This window comes from Paenibacillus sp. CMM36, from assembly GCF_053570945.1.
Window position 1 is genome coordinate 31,939 of sequence record NZ_JBSEDY010000002.1, and the last position, 16,129, is coordinate 48,067.

The window sequence follows — 16,129 nt, forward strand, 5'->3', positions numbered from 1 at the left end:
ACACCCTCTTACTTCACAAAATTAAACGAATTTAACGTCGAATCCAGTGCGTTAGACTGTACAGCCGTGTTGTTCGCATCATTCAATGTCGTTGTCACGGTATACGTTTTTCCATCACGTTCTAAAACCAATTGGTGGCCTGTGTAGCCAATGCCTTCCTCGATACGATGGAATGTAAAGGACACTGCCGGAACACCAGCAAATGTTACGTCCTTAACTTCCTCAACTTTGAGGTTTTTGTAGTTCTTTGCTTGCTTATCGTAGAAGTCCTTGAGCTGGGATACCGTTAGTTCAAATGATTGGTCGTTGTCGATTTTGATGGAAAAGCGTCCTCCGGTAAACTGGTACTCTACATCGCCCAATTCAAATTGATCGCTAATCGCGGTCCAATATCGTGGGATATTCACTGTATATTCATAGGCTTTTGACGTCTTTTTGACCGTTTTCGTTTTGTCTGTCAAATAGTCGTCTTCTTCCAACTGTCCAAAGTTACTCGCTACGGTTTGAAAATCGATTTGAAGCGAGGAAATGAGCGCGTTGAACTGATCATTTCCTTTGCTTACTTTTTCAGGCACTGCGTATTCAGCCAAGTAGCGGTATCCATTTTGCTGAATCAGCACATTGTACTCTTTGACCCATCCATCGCCAAAATTATAGCGGTACTCCTGTACTAACCCTTGAACGCCTGCAACCTCCAGCGGATACGTCTTCTGTGCCTCATAAGCCGTGGACACAAATGAATCGCTCAGCCATTTTTGCAGCTGCTGGCCCCAGTTCTCCAATTTTCCATCTGCTGGAGCTGAGGTTACTTTCACACGGAAGCTCGATCCATCATTACTTTCATATTGCATCCGTTGATCGTCCATTTTCCAGCCTGCGGGTATGCTGAGTGACACACCGTAGTCTGGATTCCCGGCCTCGCGTGTGCCTCCTACGACAGTAGACAAGTCTTTAATACTTTTATCCTGCGCATTAAAGGAGGTCTTGAAGGAATTTAAAAGTCCCGCATACTGGGCCAGATCTTTATAATTCGTTGCTTTAGCATCGGAAAAATAAACTACATACAATCGTCCGTTGTCATAGTACTGACGATTTTCCCACAGCACGCCGTCCCCATCCTTCGTAATGACACGAGCATAAGGTACCTTCGCTTTCGGGAAGGATTTTCGATCGATCACAGTTTCTCCCGTTTCCTTGGCTGCCTGCACCAATTGTTGCAGCAGATCGTCCGCATTCAGCGGAACCGGCTGTGACGCTGTGTGCACTTCCATATAATACGCACTGTTCTCGTCCATAAATGTGGAAATACTCTCATCTCCACCTCCCTGACCAATGACGAGCCCTGTTGGATAGTTCATAGACCAGTCATAGTAACTGTTCCCGATCTGTGTCTTACCCTCATCATTATCAATGTTCGGTGTCTCTTCAGCTACCGTGCCTGCCTCTTCTTGTGCTTCCATCCGAATAATGATTCCGGCACCATTCTTCTCCAACTTACCGCCAAGCCCTTCTGCTACTTGACGCAGAGGCACCATGAGAATACCTGATGACATTTCCGGTGGAGCTGGAAGTGTCACCTTGTGACCTCTCACCCACGCTGTACGGCTACCAATGGTTAGCGATACAACATGAGTTCCGCTAGTGATTTTAACCACATTATCTTCAGCTAATCGAATTTTGCTGTTAAATGCCTTTTTAAACACACCAGCCGGAACCATCAGTGCACCACTTTTGGAATACGGCTTCGTAATATTGGCATTATGACCGTTCACGATGGCTGTATTGCTGCCGCTTTGCAACCGTAATTCCAGCATGGTTTTATCATGATCTGCTGCAACTGCTGGCAAAGCGGAAAGCAGAAGGGACAATGCGACAGCGCCGACCCCCAGCTTACGCATCATTTTTCTTTGAATATGCTTCACAGTAAATCTCCCTTTAGCTTTATTTTATAGATTCAAGAGGCATTATTGTTCACTTTCCAGTAGTTGCTCCTTGAGCTGGCTCCGATGCTTCCTTAGAAGGCGCTACACCACCATCTTCAGCGGCTTCCGAACCGTTCGAATCTTCACTATCTTCTCCAGACTGAATGGACTCATAGATTTCACCATTATCCTGTGTCAGTACCAGCTTGCGCTTCACAATATCACCGTCAGACTGCATAAGTACACTCACCGTTTGACCTGGTTGATAGTTTTTAAGCAGTTCATTGACATCAATAGCGGAAGCTACACGCTTACCGTTAATACTATACAGCTCATCGCCTTCCTTGATTTTGGCCTGAACGGCATTGGCTGAAGTAATTTTCGTAACTTTCAAAGGATCCTCGGTAGGTAATCCGACGATAGCTGACCAGCTTTCTTCCAGCCCTAGACCAAGACTAGCGCGCCGAACCTCTCCGTATTTGAAAAATTGGCCGATGACATATTTCACCGTATCCGCCGGAATCGAAAAGCCCATATTTTCAATGCCGACCGCCGAGAATTTCATCGTATTGATCCCAATGACCTCACCCTTGAGATTGACCAGCGGACCGCCGCTGTTACCAGGATTGATCGCGGTATCACTTTGGATCAAACGATAAGCAGCGTTGACACCACGGTTCAGCCCGCTAACCACACCTGAGGTTGCCGAATTGCGAAGTGAAAAGGATATAGGCGTACCAATAGCCACTACCTGCTCCCCTACCTGTAGACTGTTCGTTGAAGCTGCCAAGGTAGCGGGTTTGAGGCCGCTTGCCTTGATTTTAACTAATGCCAAATCACTGATCGGATCGCTATAGCTGTCGGTGATTCCGTAAGATTTTCCGTCCGAGGTTACGACCACGGCATCACCTAATCCTTCGATAACATGCGCATTCGTCACAATCCATCCATCTGTACGAATGATGACACCCGTGCCGTGAGCCAGGTTGTATCGATCTCCTCCTGCTACGGTCTCTCCCGTGGCTGAACGGCCAATAATACCGACCACAGAAGGAGATACATTTTTAACCACCTGCGGCACACGACCGGCCGATAACGTATATGTACCATTTGCGCTGTTATATGCGCCGCTGGTTCCTAATGCCTTATTCATATCGCTTACGTTAACATAGACCCCACCATTAATGACTTTGGCCTTTAACGCAGTCCCACTGCTGGCTGCACCTGCCGTACCAGAAACACATAGAGCGCTGCCCAAAGCCAGAACAACTGCCCTTTTCCCCATCTTACGCATATACTCACCATTCCCTCTCTTACATGACCCTGTTCTATCAGTTAGTCCAAATCTACCATAGAGGGGACACGTATACAATCGCTTTAAGCCCTATCTTTTTCTAAAAGGCGCCGTTTGCTGCATCCCTGTCCTCTCATGCTATTTATATTATAAATTTTCCAAATCCTTATATCAAAAAAATAAGCAAAAACGATAAATAATCGTTATACCGTTTAGGTCATTCCTTCATTTACGGGCATAACCAACTATGATACCATCACATTATATCTTAGTTTTATTGTCGGAAATAAAGAATAAAATCATGAGTCCTCTATCCAAAACACTAAAGTATAAATAAGCACCTACAGGAGGTTAAAAGAATGGCCTACGAACCAATCTGGAACGCTCATCCCGATAAGCTTAACAAATTCGAGTTAGTCAAGCTGGAAAAGGACGGTCTCGACGTTATCCGTACCATTATTGAAAACTATGCCAACGAAGGCTATGACTCGATCTCTGCGGACGATATGGATCGTTTCAAATGGGCTGGGGTATATCAGCAAAAGCCCAAGGATGGTCATTTCATGATGCGAGTCCGCATCAACACAGGGATCATGACTTCAGCACAAGCACATGCACTGGCAGACATATCCGCGCTATACGGACGCGGTCTTGTGGACGTCACCACTCGCCAGGCGATTCAATTCCACTGGCTGACAGTCGAAAGCTTGCCCGATATTTTTGAAAGACTGGAAAAAGTCAACTTGTATTCCTTCGAAGCCTGTGGAGACTGCCCGCGTACCATTGTCGGTAATCCGCTGGCTGGTATTGATCCCAATGAATTGGTGGATACCCAAGAGATTGTAGATGAAGTAAACCGTTTTTTCTTATTAAATCGAGACTTCTCCAATCTGCCGCGTAAGTACAAAATGTCTATCTCCGGTAATACGTACAACAATGCACAGGCTGAAATTAACGACCTGTCCTTCACTCCGGCCACCAAGATCCTCGACGGAAAAGAAGTGATCGGCTTCCATGTGATGGTTGGTGGAGGTTTGTCCGCCAAGCCGCATATGGCACAGTCTCTGGATTTGTTTGTTCGTCCAGAGGAAGTGCTGAAGGTTGCTATTGCTGTCACCACCATTTTCCGTGATTACGGCTATCGGGAAAAGCGGCACCATGCTCGCTTGAAATTCCTCGTTGTCGATTGGGGCCCAGACAAATTTCTGGCTAAGCTCACCGAGTATATCGGTGAAATGCCCGGAAGAGGCGAGGACAAAACGATTGGCTGGCAAGCCGCCTATTTTGACGGTGTGCACCCTCAAGCCCAGAAAGGCCTGAACTATGTCGGTCTGAACGTGCCTGTCGGTCGCCTTAGCGCTGACGAGTTGCATGAACTGGCCGAACTGGCTGACCGCTATGGCGATGGTCAGATTCGTACCACGATGTCGCAAAATATTTTGCTGAGCGGCGTGCCGGATGAGCAAGTGGATGAACTACTGGAAGCTCCCGTGCTGCAACGCCTGACACCACGACCCAAGCATTTTATGAGTCGTACGGTATCGTGCACAGGAAATGAGTTTTGCAATCTGGCGATTGTGGAAACCAAAAAACGGGCGGTTGACGTTGCCGAGTATTTGGATCAGCACGTACAATTGGATGAAAAGGTGCGCATTCATTTTATCGGTTGCCCAAATTCCTGCGGTCAAAAGCATATTGCGGACATCGGTCTGCAAGGCTCGCTCATAAAGACACCGGAAGGCTTGGTCGACGCGTTCGACATCGCTGTCGGCGGAGCGCTTGGGGCAGGCGCCCAGTTTAACAAGGCGCTCAAAGGTCGCGTACGTGGGGATCAGGTTGGACCTGTGCTGGCGGAGCTCATTCTGTTCTACAAAGAAAACAGGAGCGCTGGCGAAAGCTTTTACGCATATGTACAGCGTGTAGGTATTCCGACTTTCCAGGAAAAGCTGTCTGCCATTTTACAGTCCAGCCACGTTGCATCCTAAATATAGAGCCTATTAACAGCCTGCTTGTATCCCATATACAAGCAGGCTGTTTCTTATCGCCATACAGCCCCGCAATATCGTCTCCCTCACTTTCACAAAAAAAAAGACACCGGATTACTCCGGTATCAATATTTTCGCAAAATCAAGCACTGTCGGTTTATGAGCGCCTGTTGTAGATGTCACCACCGCGTAGCCTGAAGGTATCTTATATATCAATCCCGTATCATACCGGATGCCGAAGGAATTGTCCTCCTTATAATGAGTCCTCGTTTCCCACACCTTCGTACCGTTTTCTTTCAAGCCTGTAATGGTGATGCCATGCATCTTCGTCGTTTTCCCCAGTGGATCATATTGATCACTGAACTGGACATACAGCTGCTCCTCAGGCAGATACACCTGGTCAGCCCCGTAGTCCGCTGTATTGCTAAATAATTGCAGACTATTACTTAGCACCTGTGTACGCTTGCTGTTTCCTTTAAGCCCTGTTACAGCAATATGACCGCTCGGCAACTCACGTACTGCGGCAATTTCTTTACCTGATCCCAAGTCCAGATGGATGTCACGGATATCGCGACCATATACATCTGCTTGTACCCCCACGGGACCATCTGAGCTGTTCAAAAGCGCATAATATCCATTGTGACTGCCGACCAGCCAACCCGAGGTCACTCCGGCCGTCGTTCGATTCCATTGTATATCGCCAGTTTCAGTGTATTTGAGTACAGTGAAGGACTGTTCCGCAAGGTTCAGATAGGAGACCAGGAAACCGCCATCCTCCAGTGGCTCCAAGCCAACCTGAGAATCCTCCCCATGAGATATCAAGCCATCTGTGGGTAATGTTTTGGACCACAAGGTGTTTCCATCCTCGTCCAATCGTGAAGCCTGCAACTCTCGTATTCCGTTCGGTTTTGTATATTCAATCAGAAACAGCAAGCCACCATCCGACGTCTCCCGCTGGACTCCCCTGCTGCTTGTTCCAGGCTGTACGTTCAGATCCTGCTGATGTTTCCATACAGCCTCCACAGAACTGTCCAGCTTGCCATATGTGACGTGTACTACACTTGCTTCTGTATCGTCCTCGACGTTCAGCGTTAAAAACCCACCATTTGCTGTGGGTTGAATGTAATTGTGAGCGTTTCCTAAATCCTTAATACTGCCAATGGCCGCACTTGTTTCGATTTCGGCTTGTTTGGGCACAAACGCCTCGGACACCTCGGAGGCATAGGACGGTGCAGCACTATATCCCATCAAGCATGCCGCCAAAGCAGCTCCTGCTGCCCATGTATACACACGTGTACGTAAAACTCTACTTTGCTTAACCTTCAAGCGTTCCAGCTCCCTTCATGACTTCCTCAGAGATGTTGTATGAACCTTAGATGTGATAAAACTAGAGACGGTTTCGCTTCAACTTGTAATGGTGTCACGTGGGCACGGAACTTTGTATGATGCTATGACGATTTATATATTTACCTCTTCAAGTCCGAACCTAAACATCCAAAACTCCAAAATTTAGAGACTACTCAGAGACTTTCTGTCGATGAATATACGTATAGATTTATTATCCCAGCGCTTGGTAAACTACGTGTCACATGCTTTAACGCAGGAATTTGATAAAAGTTTTCTTTTTTTACAAAAAAAATAAAGCCCTGCCAAGGCGAAGGCATAAATACAGTAGTTCGTATTCTGCCTTCCTGCCTGTGCAGGGCTTTTAAAGCGTACGTTAAACGATATCTATAGATCGACTGTCTGAAGCGCTTGGCTACGCTCTGTATCCCGTTCAAGGATCGGCTTTAAGTATCGACCTGTATAGGATTCTTCGACTTTCACGAGTTGCTCCGGTGTCCCGGTAGCCAAGATCGTTCCACCGCCACTTCCGCCTTCCGGTCCCAAATCAATCAGATAATCGGCTGTTTTAATCACATCCAGATTATGCTCAATGACCAGCACCGTCTCTCCTGAATCAACCAAACGATGCAGCACCGTCAATAATCGATCAATATCGTGAACATGCAGACCAGTTGTCGGCTCATCCAAAATATAAATGGTTTTGCCTGTGCTGCGACGATACAATTCGGAGGCCAGCTTCACACGCTGTGCTTCACCGCCTGACAAGGTAGTCGCTGGTTGACCCAGCTTGATATACCCCAAACCTACATCCATCAGCGTCTGGATCTTGCGATGAATCTTCGGAATATTTTCAAAAAACTCCGTCGCATCCTCTACCGTCATCTCCAGCACATCGGCAATACTTTTTCCTTTGTATTTAACCTCCAGGGTCTCCCGGTTATAACGCCTACCTTTGCACACTTCGCATGGAACATACACATCCGGCAGAAAATGCATCTCAATCTTGATGATGCCGTCGCCTCTACAAGCTTCACAACGACCTCCCTTAACGTTAAAGCTAAAGCGGCCTTTCTTGTAGCCTCGTACTTTGGCCTCGTTCGTCTGCGAGAATAAGTCACGGATATCATCAAATACACCAGTATACGTTGCAGGATTGGAACGCGGTGTACGGCCAATTGGCGATTGATCGATCTCAACAACCTTTTCGATATGCTCTAGCCCGCGAATTTCTTTGTGCTGCCCTGGACGCACTCTCGCCCGGTTCAGATCACGCGCCAACGTTTTGTACAAAATTTCGTTGACCAGCGTCGACTTTCCAGAGCCGGATACACCAGTAACAGCCGAGAAAACACCCAACGGAATTTTGACATTCACATTTTTGAGATTGTTCTCCTTGGCTCCGCGAATCTCCAGCCACTTATCAGCAGGCTTGCGCCGCTCGGTATTGACCGGAATGAACTTGCGTCCGCTCAAATACTGCCCGGTTAAGGAATTCGGGTCTTCCATAACTTCCTGCGGGGTCCCCTGCGACATAATCATCCCACCGTGGATTCCAGCTCCCGGCCCGATATCAATGATATAGTCCGCCGCCATCATCGTATCTTCATCATGCTCCACCACGATCAAGGTATTGCCAAGATTCCGCATATGCTCCAAAGCACTAATCAGACGATCATTATCTCGCTGATGCAGCCCGATACTAGGCTCGTCCAAAATATAAAGCACACCCATCAGACTGGACCCGATCTGTGTCGCCAATCGGATACGCTGTGCCTCACCGCCTGACAACGTGCCTGCCGCACGGCTTAAAGTCAGGTATTCCAGACCCACGTTAACGAGGAATCCCAGTCGGCTGTTAATTTCTTTTAAAATGAGATTGGCAATCGACTTCTCCTTCTCACTCAGCTCCAGTGTATGGAAAAAGTTTGAGGCTTCACCGATAGACAGGGCTGTTACATAAGCAATATTGCGCTCTTGAATGGTTACCGACAGGCTTTCTTTTTTCAGTCGATGTCCCTTACAGGTGTTACATGGCTTTGCACTCATAAAGCCTTCAATAAATTCACGTATGCCCTCAGAAGCCGTATCACGATACCGACGCTCCAAGTTGGGGATAATCCCCTCAAAGGTCACATAGGCTTCCTTACGTTGACCAAAATCATTTTCATAGCGGAAACGGATCTTCTGCTCACCCGTTCCATGTAAAATGAGGTTCATTTGTTCTGTCGTCAATTGACTAACAGGAATGTCCTGTGGAATACCGTAGTGCTCGCATACTGACTGTAAAAATTGAGGATAATAAGTGGAAGTTCCCCCACTCCAAGCCTGAAACGCCCCATCTTCCACACTTTTTTCAGGATCGGGAATGAGCAAATCAGGGTCAACCACCATTTTAACTCCTAACCCATCGCAATCCGGGCAAGCGCCGAACGGACTATTAAAGGAAAACATCCGCGGAGACAGTTCATCTATGCTGAATCCACAAATAGGACATGCAAAGTTGGAGCTGAACCGCAACTCCTCTTGCCCCATAATGTCTACAAGCAACTGCCCGCCTGAAAGATTCAATGCCGTCTCAATAGAGTCAGACAGACGCGCACGCACATCTTCCTTGACAACGATGCGGTCTACGACCACTTCAATCGAGTGCTTCTTATTCTTTTCCAACTCAATCTTCTCAGACAATTCACGCAGTTCGCCATTCACACGTACCCGCACAAAGCCCTGCTTGGCTATATCCGTAAACAGTGTTTTATGCTCACCTTTGCGACCCGATACCAATGGAGCTAGGATTTGCAGTCGTGTCTTCTCAGGATACTGCAAAATGCGGTCTACCATCTGTTCGACGGTCTGTGACGTGATTTCAATGCCATGTTCAGGACAATGAGGATGACCCACCCGGGCAAACAACAACCGCAGGTAGTCATAGATTTCGGTAACTGTTCCGACAGTAGAACGCGGATTCCGACTTGTTGTTTTTTGGTCAATGGAAATGGCAGGAGACAGACCGTCAATCGAATCAACGTCCGGCTTCTCCATTTGCCCGAGAAATTGACGGGCATACGCAGATAAAGATTCCACATACCTCCGCTGCCCTTCCGCATAGATCGTATCGAAAGCCAGCGACGATTTACCTGAGCCGCTAAGCCCTGTCAGGACGACGAACTTGTCCCGTGGAATCGTCACGTCAATATTTTTGAGATTATGCGCGCGTGCGCCTTTGATGATGATGCTTTCATTCGCCAAATGTTTCATCTCCTTAGCCGTAGTTCACGTCATGCTATATCGCATTGGATTATCCCATGGAAGTGATATATCGCAAAGAGAACGACCACATAGGCCGCCCTCACTATTTTTAAAAGCAAAGCAATCAAACATTTTATTTTCATATGTTTTGCTTCTAGCTTATTCTCAATGTTTAATCAGCTCGCAACTCCAGCAAAGCATCACGCAGCTCGGCTGCCCGCTCGAACTGTAGGTTCTTGGCGGCGTCTTTCATCTCTGCTTCCAGACGCTGAATGAGTGATTGGCGCTCCTTCTTGGAAAGTTTACCCGTCTCATTAGGAAGGTAATCATTCTTCGATTCTGCCACCTTAGTTGCTTCAATAACATCACGAATCTTTTTACGTATGGTTTGCGGGGTAATCCCATGTTCTTCATTATACTGAATTTGAATCGCACGCCGACGTTCCGTTTCCTTTATCGCTTTATCCATAGAATCGGTAATCTTATCGCCGTACATAATAACACGACCGTCACTGTTCCGTGCTGCCCGTCCGATTGTCTGTATCAGAGAGCGCTCAGAACGCAGGAAGCCTTCTTTGTCTGCATCCAAAATCGTGACCAGAGATACTTCCGGCAAATCAAGACCCTCCCGCAAAAGATTGATCCCGATTAGCACGTCGAAGGTCCCTAGACGAAGATCCCGCAAAATAGCCATCCGCTCCAACGTCTTAATCTCGGAGTGCATATACCGGACCTTGATGCCTACTTCTTTTAAATAGTCAGTCAAATCTTCGGACATCTTCTTCGTAAGTGTGGTCACCAGCACCCGTTCTTCACGTTCTATGCGAAGCCGTATTTCATTAATAAGATCGTCAATCTGCCCCTTGCTCGGACGCACCTCAATAATCGGATCAAGAAGCCCGGTAGGACGAATAATCTGCTGCACCATCGTTTCGCACTTCTCCATCTCATAGGGTCCTGGAGTAGCTGATACATAGATAATCTGACTTACCTTGTCCTCAAACTCTTCAAACTTCAACGGGCGATTATCCAATGCAGACGGCAAACGAAAACCATGATCCACCAGTACATTCTTACGTGCTTGGTCACCGTTATACATGGCACGAATCTGCGGCAATGTAACATGGGACTCGTCAATGACGATCAGCATATCATCCGGGAAATAATCCATTAGCGTATATGGTGTTGCTCCTCGCTCACGGAATGTCAGTGGACCTGAATAATTCTCGACACCGGAACAAAAACCAACCTCTTTCATCATCTCGATATCATAGCGGGTACGTTGCTCCAAACGTTGCGCTTCTAACAGCTTCCCTTGCTCCTTCAACTCTGCTAACCGCTCTTCAAGCTCACGTTCAATGTTGACCAATGCTACCTTCATCGTATCCTCATGAGTAACGAAGTGAGATGCCGGGAAAATAGCAATATGATCACGTTCACCGATCAATTCACCTGTAAGCACATTAATCTCGGTAATTCGTTCAATTTCATCCCCGAATAGTTCTACACGTATAGCATGTTCCCCATGGGAAGCCGGGAATATTTCAACAACATCCCCCCGTACACGGAAAGTACCCCGCACGAAGTTGATATCGTTCCGCTGATATTGAATATCGACCAAGCGGGACAAAATCTGATTGCGGGGTTTCTCCATGCCAACTCTAAGCGAAAGCAGCAGACTTGAATATTCTTTCGGCGAACCCAAACCATAAATGCAGGAGACACTCGCTACAATAATAACGTCACGACGCTCAAACAGAGAGCTTGTCGCTGAGTGGCGAAGTTTATCAATCTCCTCATTGATGCTGGAATCCTTCTCAATATACGTATCGGAAGACGGGATGTATGCTTCCGGTTGATAGTAATCATAGTAGCTGACAAAATAATCGACGGAGTTATTCGGAAAGAATTCTTTAAACTCACTCGCCAGTTGAGCAGCCAAAGTCTTATTATGTGCAATAACCAGCGTAGGCCGATTTAACTTGGCAATGGTTTGTGCGATGGTAAACGTCTTACCTGTTCCCGTAGCACCCAATAGCGTTTGATGCTTCTTTCCTTCTGCAATTCCCTCTACCAATTCAAAAATGGCCTGGGGCTGATCGCCTTGAGGTTGGAATTCCGACTGAATTTCAAAAGTCTTATCGCTAACAACGATATCACTCATTGCCCTGCATCACCCTTATCGTCTAAAATGGAAACATCATGATTTTACACCAGTCGAGCTTTAACGTCTTTACCTGTAACTCTATGTCGATATTTCCCGAGCAATGATACTTGGGAAATATGGTTGGATAAGAATGTTTGTTCCCGTATTATACCTCTTTCTTACTGCGGATGCAAACGATAAGTCTTGAATAGGAGTGAATTAAATTTTGGATATCACCATCGTATTGGGCATCATCGCAGGAATCATAGCATTAATCGGTGGCTTCTTATGGGAAGGCGGCGAATTTACCGGGCTGCTTCAAGGTACATCGGCTCTCATTGTATTTGGGGGAACTTTCGCCGCAGTTGTGATCAGCTACCCCGCTTCCAAGCTGAAGACGATCCCCACCGCTCTACGGATGGCATTTAGCCGTGAGGACAATCCTACGGAGCAATATATAGAAGATTTGGTTTCCATGGCTGCCACCTCACGCCGATCCGGTGTGCTTGCGCTAGAGCGTATTTCATCAGAGCATCCGAATGCATTTTTGCGCGAAGGTCTTCAGTTGGTCATCGACGGCACCGAGCAGGAACAGATCAAACAGATTTTAGAGCTTGAGTTAGATGCCATTGAACACAAACATGAGGGGTACGCCAAAATATTTGAATCCGCAGGCGGTTATGCCCCTACGATGGGGATTATCGGTACGGTTATGGGCCTAATCCATGTACTGGGCAGCCTGACCGAGCCTACTGCGCTTGGTCCGTCCATTGCTGTTGCCTTTATCGCAACCCTATACGGCGTTGCTAGCGCCAATCTGATCTTTCTGCCCATCGCATCCAAAATAAGAGCAGCCAGTGAGAGTGAAATTATCACGATGGATTTACTGCTGCAAGGTATTCTGGCTATCCAAAACGGAGAGAATCCAAAGCTTGTACGCAAAAAGTTGGAGTTCTTTATCCGCTCAGAGCAAAATATAGATCGCAAACCGCCTCGTCGCTCACGCACTGAGGACGCATCTCCAAAGGAGGACTTCCATGAGAACGCGCGGTAAGCGCCGTGGGGGTCAAGGAGGCGGCGGAGACCATCGTGACCGCTGGATGATTACCTATGCCGATCTAATCACCCTGCTGCTCATATTTTTCGTTGTGATGTATGCCATGAGTAGTTTGGATGCTAAAAAATACGATGTCGTTGTTCAATCCCTTCAGGATACGTTCCACAAGGGAGATTCTATTTTGGAGCAAGGCTCGGGCATTACAGGTACTGCCGATCGTTATACCAGCAAGAATCCACCCACGACCAAGCAACCAGCAGCCGATAAAAAGGAAACTGGATCGACAAAGCTTACCGAACGTGAACAAGCATTCCGCACGCAGGAAAAAGAGCTGCAAAATTTAATGGGTGTCATTCAAGAATATATTACGGACAACAAACTGGAAAATCAGATTTTTGTGTCAGACCAGCCGCGTGGTATTGTCATTACGCTGAATGACCGCTTTTTATTCGATCAAGGTAGAGCTGCACTCAAGCAAGGCTCTGCCAACACACTATCCAAGTTGGCCAGTCTATTTCGAGATTTGAAAACACCGATTAGCATTGAGGGCCATACGGACAACATTCCGTTCACGCGCTCATCGAACTCATCGATGTATAAGGATAACTGGGAGCTTTCCGGCGCACGGGCACTGTCTGTACTCCGATTCTTTCTCGACCGAGAGCAACTTTCACCCTCAGGATTTCAGTATGCAGGTTATGCAGATACCCGACCGGTTGGTGACAATAGCACCGAAGCTGGACGACAAAAAAACCGCCGTGTCGAAATCACCGTACTACGCCAACTTCAACAGTAAAACCCAAAAACCTCCTGAGTCACGTAATAACGTGAATCGGGAGGTTTTTTTGATACATATTCATCATTAATACATGGCTTCCGCCTGATGTAGACGCAGAACAATAAACCGTACGAACAACGTGGATAAGAGCAGCGTACGAGATGCAATAGAGATTATCTTGTTTATTCTATATCCCACTATGTATTAGAAGCCCTGGTGAAGTTAGATTCTATCTTGTCATGATACTTGAAGATTAATAAGATAGGACAAGCTCGTGTTGCTTCTCTTGTATTTGTGAACTTTGGGGGATGCTCTGTTGTCTACGATAGCTATATTTCCAGTCGCTGTATTTATTAAGAAGTCGATCTAACTCCATGGACTTGATTAACACCCGCCGATCCTTCAATCCCACCTCATTCGCCAAATCATTTAATTCCTTCCGCTTTTCTTCGATGCATTCCTCCAATTGTTTCCATTTCACATCAATAAACCTCCTGTTCGGTGTGGTATTTACATTAGTTTACAAGCTGATACCTTCCCTACAGGTTAAAAATATAATAAAACCCAATTCATCCCTTTAACGGGGAGAATCAAAAAAGCCAATCCATAAGAATTGGCTTCGAGAACATAAAATCCATCTAGAAAATACTATGCATTTTCATTTCTTTAACATTAATAAATAGCAAACCTACCCTCCTGCACCATGATTAAAAATGCTAATGCTCGTTATGTCTTTATAAACATTTTCTGAATGTCCAATATTCCATATACTAACCAAGCTCATAAGCAATATAAGCAGGGGAATTTTCTTTCGCATTCTTAAGCACCTCTTCCATAATTTTTTGATATTCCAGCAATTGAATCTCGGAAGATTTAATGCGATATTTCTCAAAAAGTGCAGTGCATTCTGCAAAACTATTTCTATTATTTATTTGAAAGTATAATTTTAAACTTTGCAAAATATAATGTAGACCCTCAGAATAAGAAGAATGTATGAATTTATAAACTGCAATTTGTTGAAAAAGATTAGCACAACTATCCAATATAAAAGTGGATTCATAATAACTTTCCCTAAGATGCACTTTTGAACTAAATGTTTTTAGCTCTTTGGCAAAAATTTCAAGAACATCATCTATACAAAAACCATGCCTATTGGCAGATTCTGTAATTGTCCATAAGCCAGGTAAAACTTCTTGAGGATTACACTTAAGAAACTCTACATACTCAGAAAGTTTCTCGACGTTCCCCATAATTAAACTTAGATTCAACAAATTAGCTTCTGCCCATACTTTGAATTTTTCTACTTCCATCTTTCCGATTTGATCGAGTCCCTCAAACCAGCTTAAGTCTCTATAGCCACAGATATACTCTAATTCTTGGTCATAAAACCCTTGTTTTTCTAATGCAAGTCCCTTTAATAAGTACCCTTGTCCATAATAAACAACAAGAGGTCTTTCAGTTACTAAGCTTCTATTCTTATATTTACTTTTTCGTTTCTGAACTTCATTGTTATATATAACCGTTGCAAGATTTCGCAATTCATCTGCATATTTCTCTACCTCTTTCCACTTATGCAGATTGAAGTATATATTAGCGAGCTTTAGCAAAGCGTCCAAGTGGTAATTCTCTGGCAAGCGACTACGATAAGGAACAAATTTCAATACCGATTCCAAATTTTTTTCAAAATCTTGACTTATCGAAGCTACAAATAATTTATAGTGACTAATTGCCAACCTCTCTGAATGTTGATACTTCTCATTCTCAATGACACATTCATAGAAAGGAATTGCCTCTTGTAACTTCCCTTCTTCATAAAGCTCCTCTGCCAAAGTAAAGATTGTCGGAATGTGGTTAAGATCTTCCATTAAGCGTGAGAGCACTTTCTCAACACAGCGCAGGTTTCCCACTTCAACACAACGAATCAGGAACGGCTTGACCCTTTTCCAATGTGGTCTTCCATCATAAAAACATTCATCCACATACAGGTCATACAACCAGCCCTCTGGATAATTAAATGCTTTGGTAATCAAGTCCATTTGTCTTACGGAGATAGGTTTAGGCGGATTCCCGTTAAGCATAGCACTAAATATGCCCCGGTTAAGACCCGTAGCTTGTCCAAAACTATTAAAAGTGTAGCCACCAAGTTTTAGTTCTTTCTCAATTTCCGAACGAATCGTGGTTGCATTTTCCAATAAAAGCACCCCCGGCGTATTCAGATGATTTTAAAAATCACCCTCCTCGACAATCAATTACAATATACTAGAAATTATATGAATAAATTGGATGATGGTCAACCCCTTTTCTACACTGTTTTATTATATTATGGAATTTGATGTTTATTAAATAGTTCTCAC

General features: G+C 45.5%; 10 protein-coding genes. 3 read left to right on the top strand and 7 right to left on the bottom strand.

Annotated elements, in window-relative coordinates; translation table 11 throughout:
• Positions 1-8: 8 nt before the first annotated feature.
• Entirely contained in the window at positions 9-1,922 is a 1,914-nt protein-coding gene (locus tag ACWA2B_RS04235) for a stalk domain-containing protein (protein WP_165146332.1), read from the bottom strand.
• Positions 1,923-1,971: 49 nt separating this feature from the next.
• Positions 1,972-3,216, bottom strand: a complete 1,245-nt coding sequence (locus ACWA2B_RS04240; RefSeq protein ID WP_029514532.1) for a S1C family serine protease — start codon at positions 3,214-3,216, stop codon at positions 1,972-1,974.
• Positions 3,217-3,575: 359 nt separating this feature from the next.
• On the opposite strand from ACWA2B_RS04240, the gene ACWA2B_RS04245 reads away from it, so the two are divergent.
• The gene (locus tag ACWA2B_RS04245; protein ID WP_039271414.1) at positions 3,576-5,201 is read left to right on the top strand and encodes a nitrite/sulfite reductase; all 1,626 of its coding nucleotides are present in this window, start codon (positions 3,576-3,578) and stop codon (positions 5,199-5,201) included.
• A gap of 114 nt (positions 5,202-5,315) precedes the next feature.
• Here ACWA2B_RS04245 and ACWA2B_RS04250 read toward each other — a convergent pair whose 3' ends face one another.
• The 3 genes from ACWA2B_RS04250 to uvrB form a co-directional block, all read right to left on the bottom strand.
• Positions 5,316-6,527, bottom strand: a complete 1,212-nt coding sequence (locus tag ACWA2B_RS04250) for a hypothetical protein (protein ID WP_029514534.1) — start codon at positions 6,525-6,527, stop codon at positions 5,316-5,318.
• A 405-nt stretch (positions 6,528-6,932) separates the two neighbouring features.
• Entirely contained in the window at positions 6,933-9,794 is a 2,862-nt protein-coding gene (uvrA, locus tag ACWA2B_RS04255) for an excinuclease ABC subunit UvrA (RefSeq protein WP_307351594.1), read from the bottom strand.
• A 172-nt stretch (positions 9,795-9,966) separates the two neighbouring features.
• Positions 9,967-11,958 (bottom strand): excinuclease ABC subunit UvrB, encoded by a 1,992-nt coding sequence (gene uvrB / locus ACWA2B_RS04260; RefSeq protein ID WP_029514536.1) that lies wholly within the window; start codon positions 11,956-11,958, stop codon positions 9,967-9,969.
• A 208-nt stretch (positions 11,959-12,166) separates the two neighbouring features.
• Between uvrB and ACWA2B_RS04265 the strand changes: the two genes are divergently transcribed.
• The gene (locus tag ACWA2B_RS04265; RefSeq protein ID WP_029514537.1) at positions 12,167-12,994 is read left to right on the top strand and encodes a flagellar motor protein; all 828 of its coding nucleotides are present in this window, start codon (positions 12,167-12,169) and stop codon (positions 12,992-12,994) included.
• Entirely contained in the window at positions 12,978-13,793 is an 816-nt protein-coding gene (locus tag ACWA2B_RS04270; RefSeq protein ID WP_039271420.1) for a flagellar motor protein MotB, read from the top strand. The genes ACWA2B_RS04265 and ACWA2B_RS04270 overlap by 17 nt, the downstream gene beginning before the upstream one ends.
• 235 nt (positions 13,794-14,028) lie before the next feature.
• Here ACWA2B_RS04270 and ACWA2B_RS04275 read toward each other — a convergent pair whose 3' ends face one another.
• Positions 14,029-14,256, bottom strand: a complete 228-nt coding sequence (locus tag ACWA2B_RS04275; RefSeq protein ID WP_023990607.1) for an aspartyl-phosphate phosphatase Spo0E family protein — start codon at positions 14,254-14,256, stop codon at positions 14,029-14,031.
• A 289-nt stretch (positions 14,257-14,545) separates the two neighbouring features.
• A complete protein-coding gene (locus ACWA2B_RS04280; protein WP_341040148.1) occupies positions 14,546-15,967 on the bottom strand; it encodes a DNA-binding protein in 1,422 nt (473 codons plus the stop codon).
• Positions 15,968-16,129: the final 162 nt, after the last annotated feature.

Coding starts and splice junctions, on each gene's coding strand:
- ACWA2B_RS04240 (WP_029514532.1), bottom strand. CDS start 3,216: ATGCGTAAGATGGGGAAAAGGGCAGTTGTTCTGGCTTTGGGCAGCGCT.
- ACWA2B_RS04245 (WP_039271414.1), top strand. CDS start 3,576: ATGGCCTACGAACCAATCTGGAACGCTCATCCCGATAAGCTTAACAAA.
- uvrB (WP_029514536.1), bottom strand. CDS start 11,958: ATGAGTGATATCGTTGTTAGCGATAAGACTTTTGAAATTCAGTCGGAA.
- ACWA2B_RS04270 (WP_039271420.1), top strand. CDS start 12,978: ATGAGAACGCGCGGTAAGCGCCGTGGGGGTCAAGGAGGCGGCGGAGAC.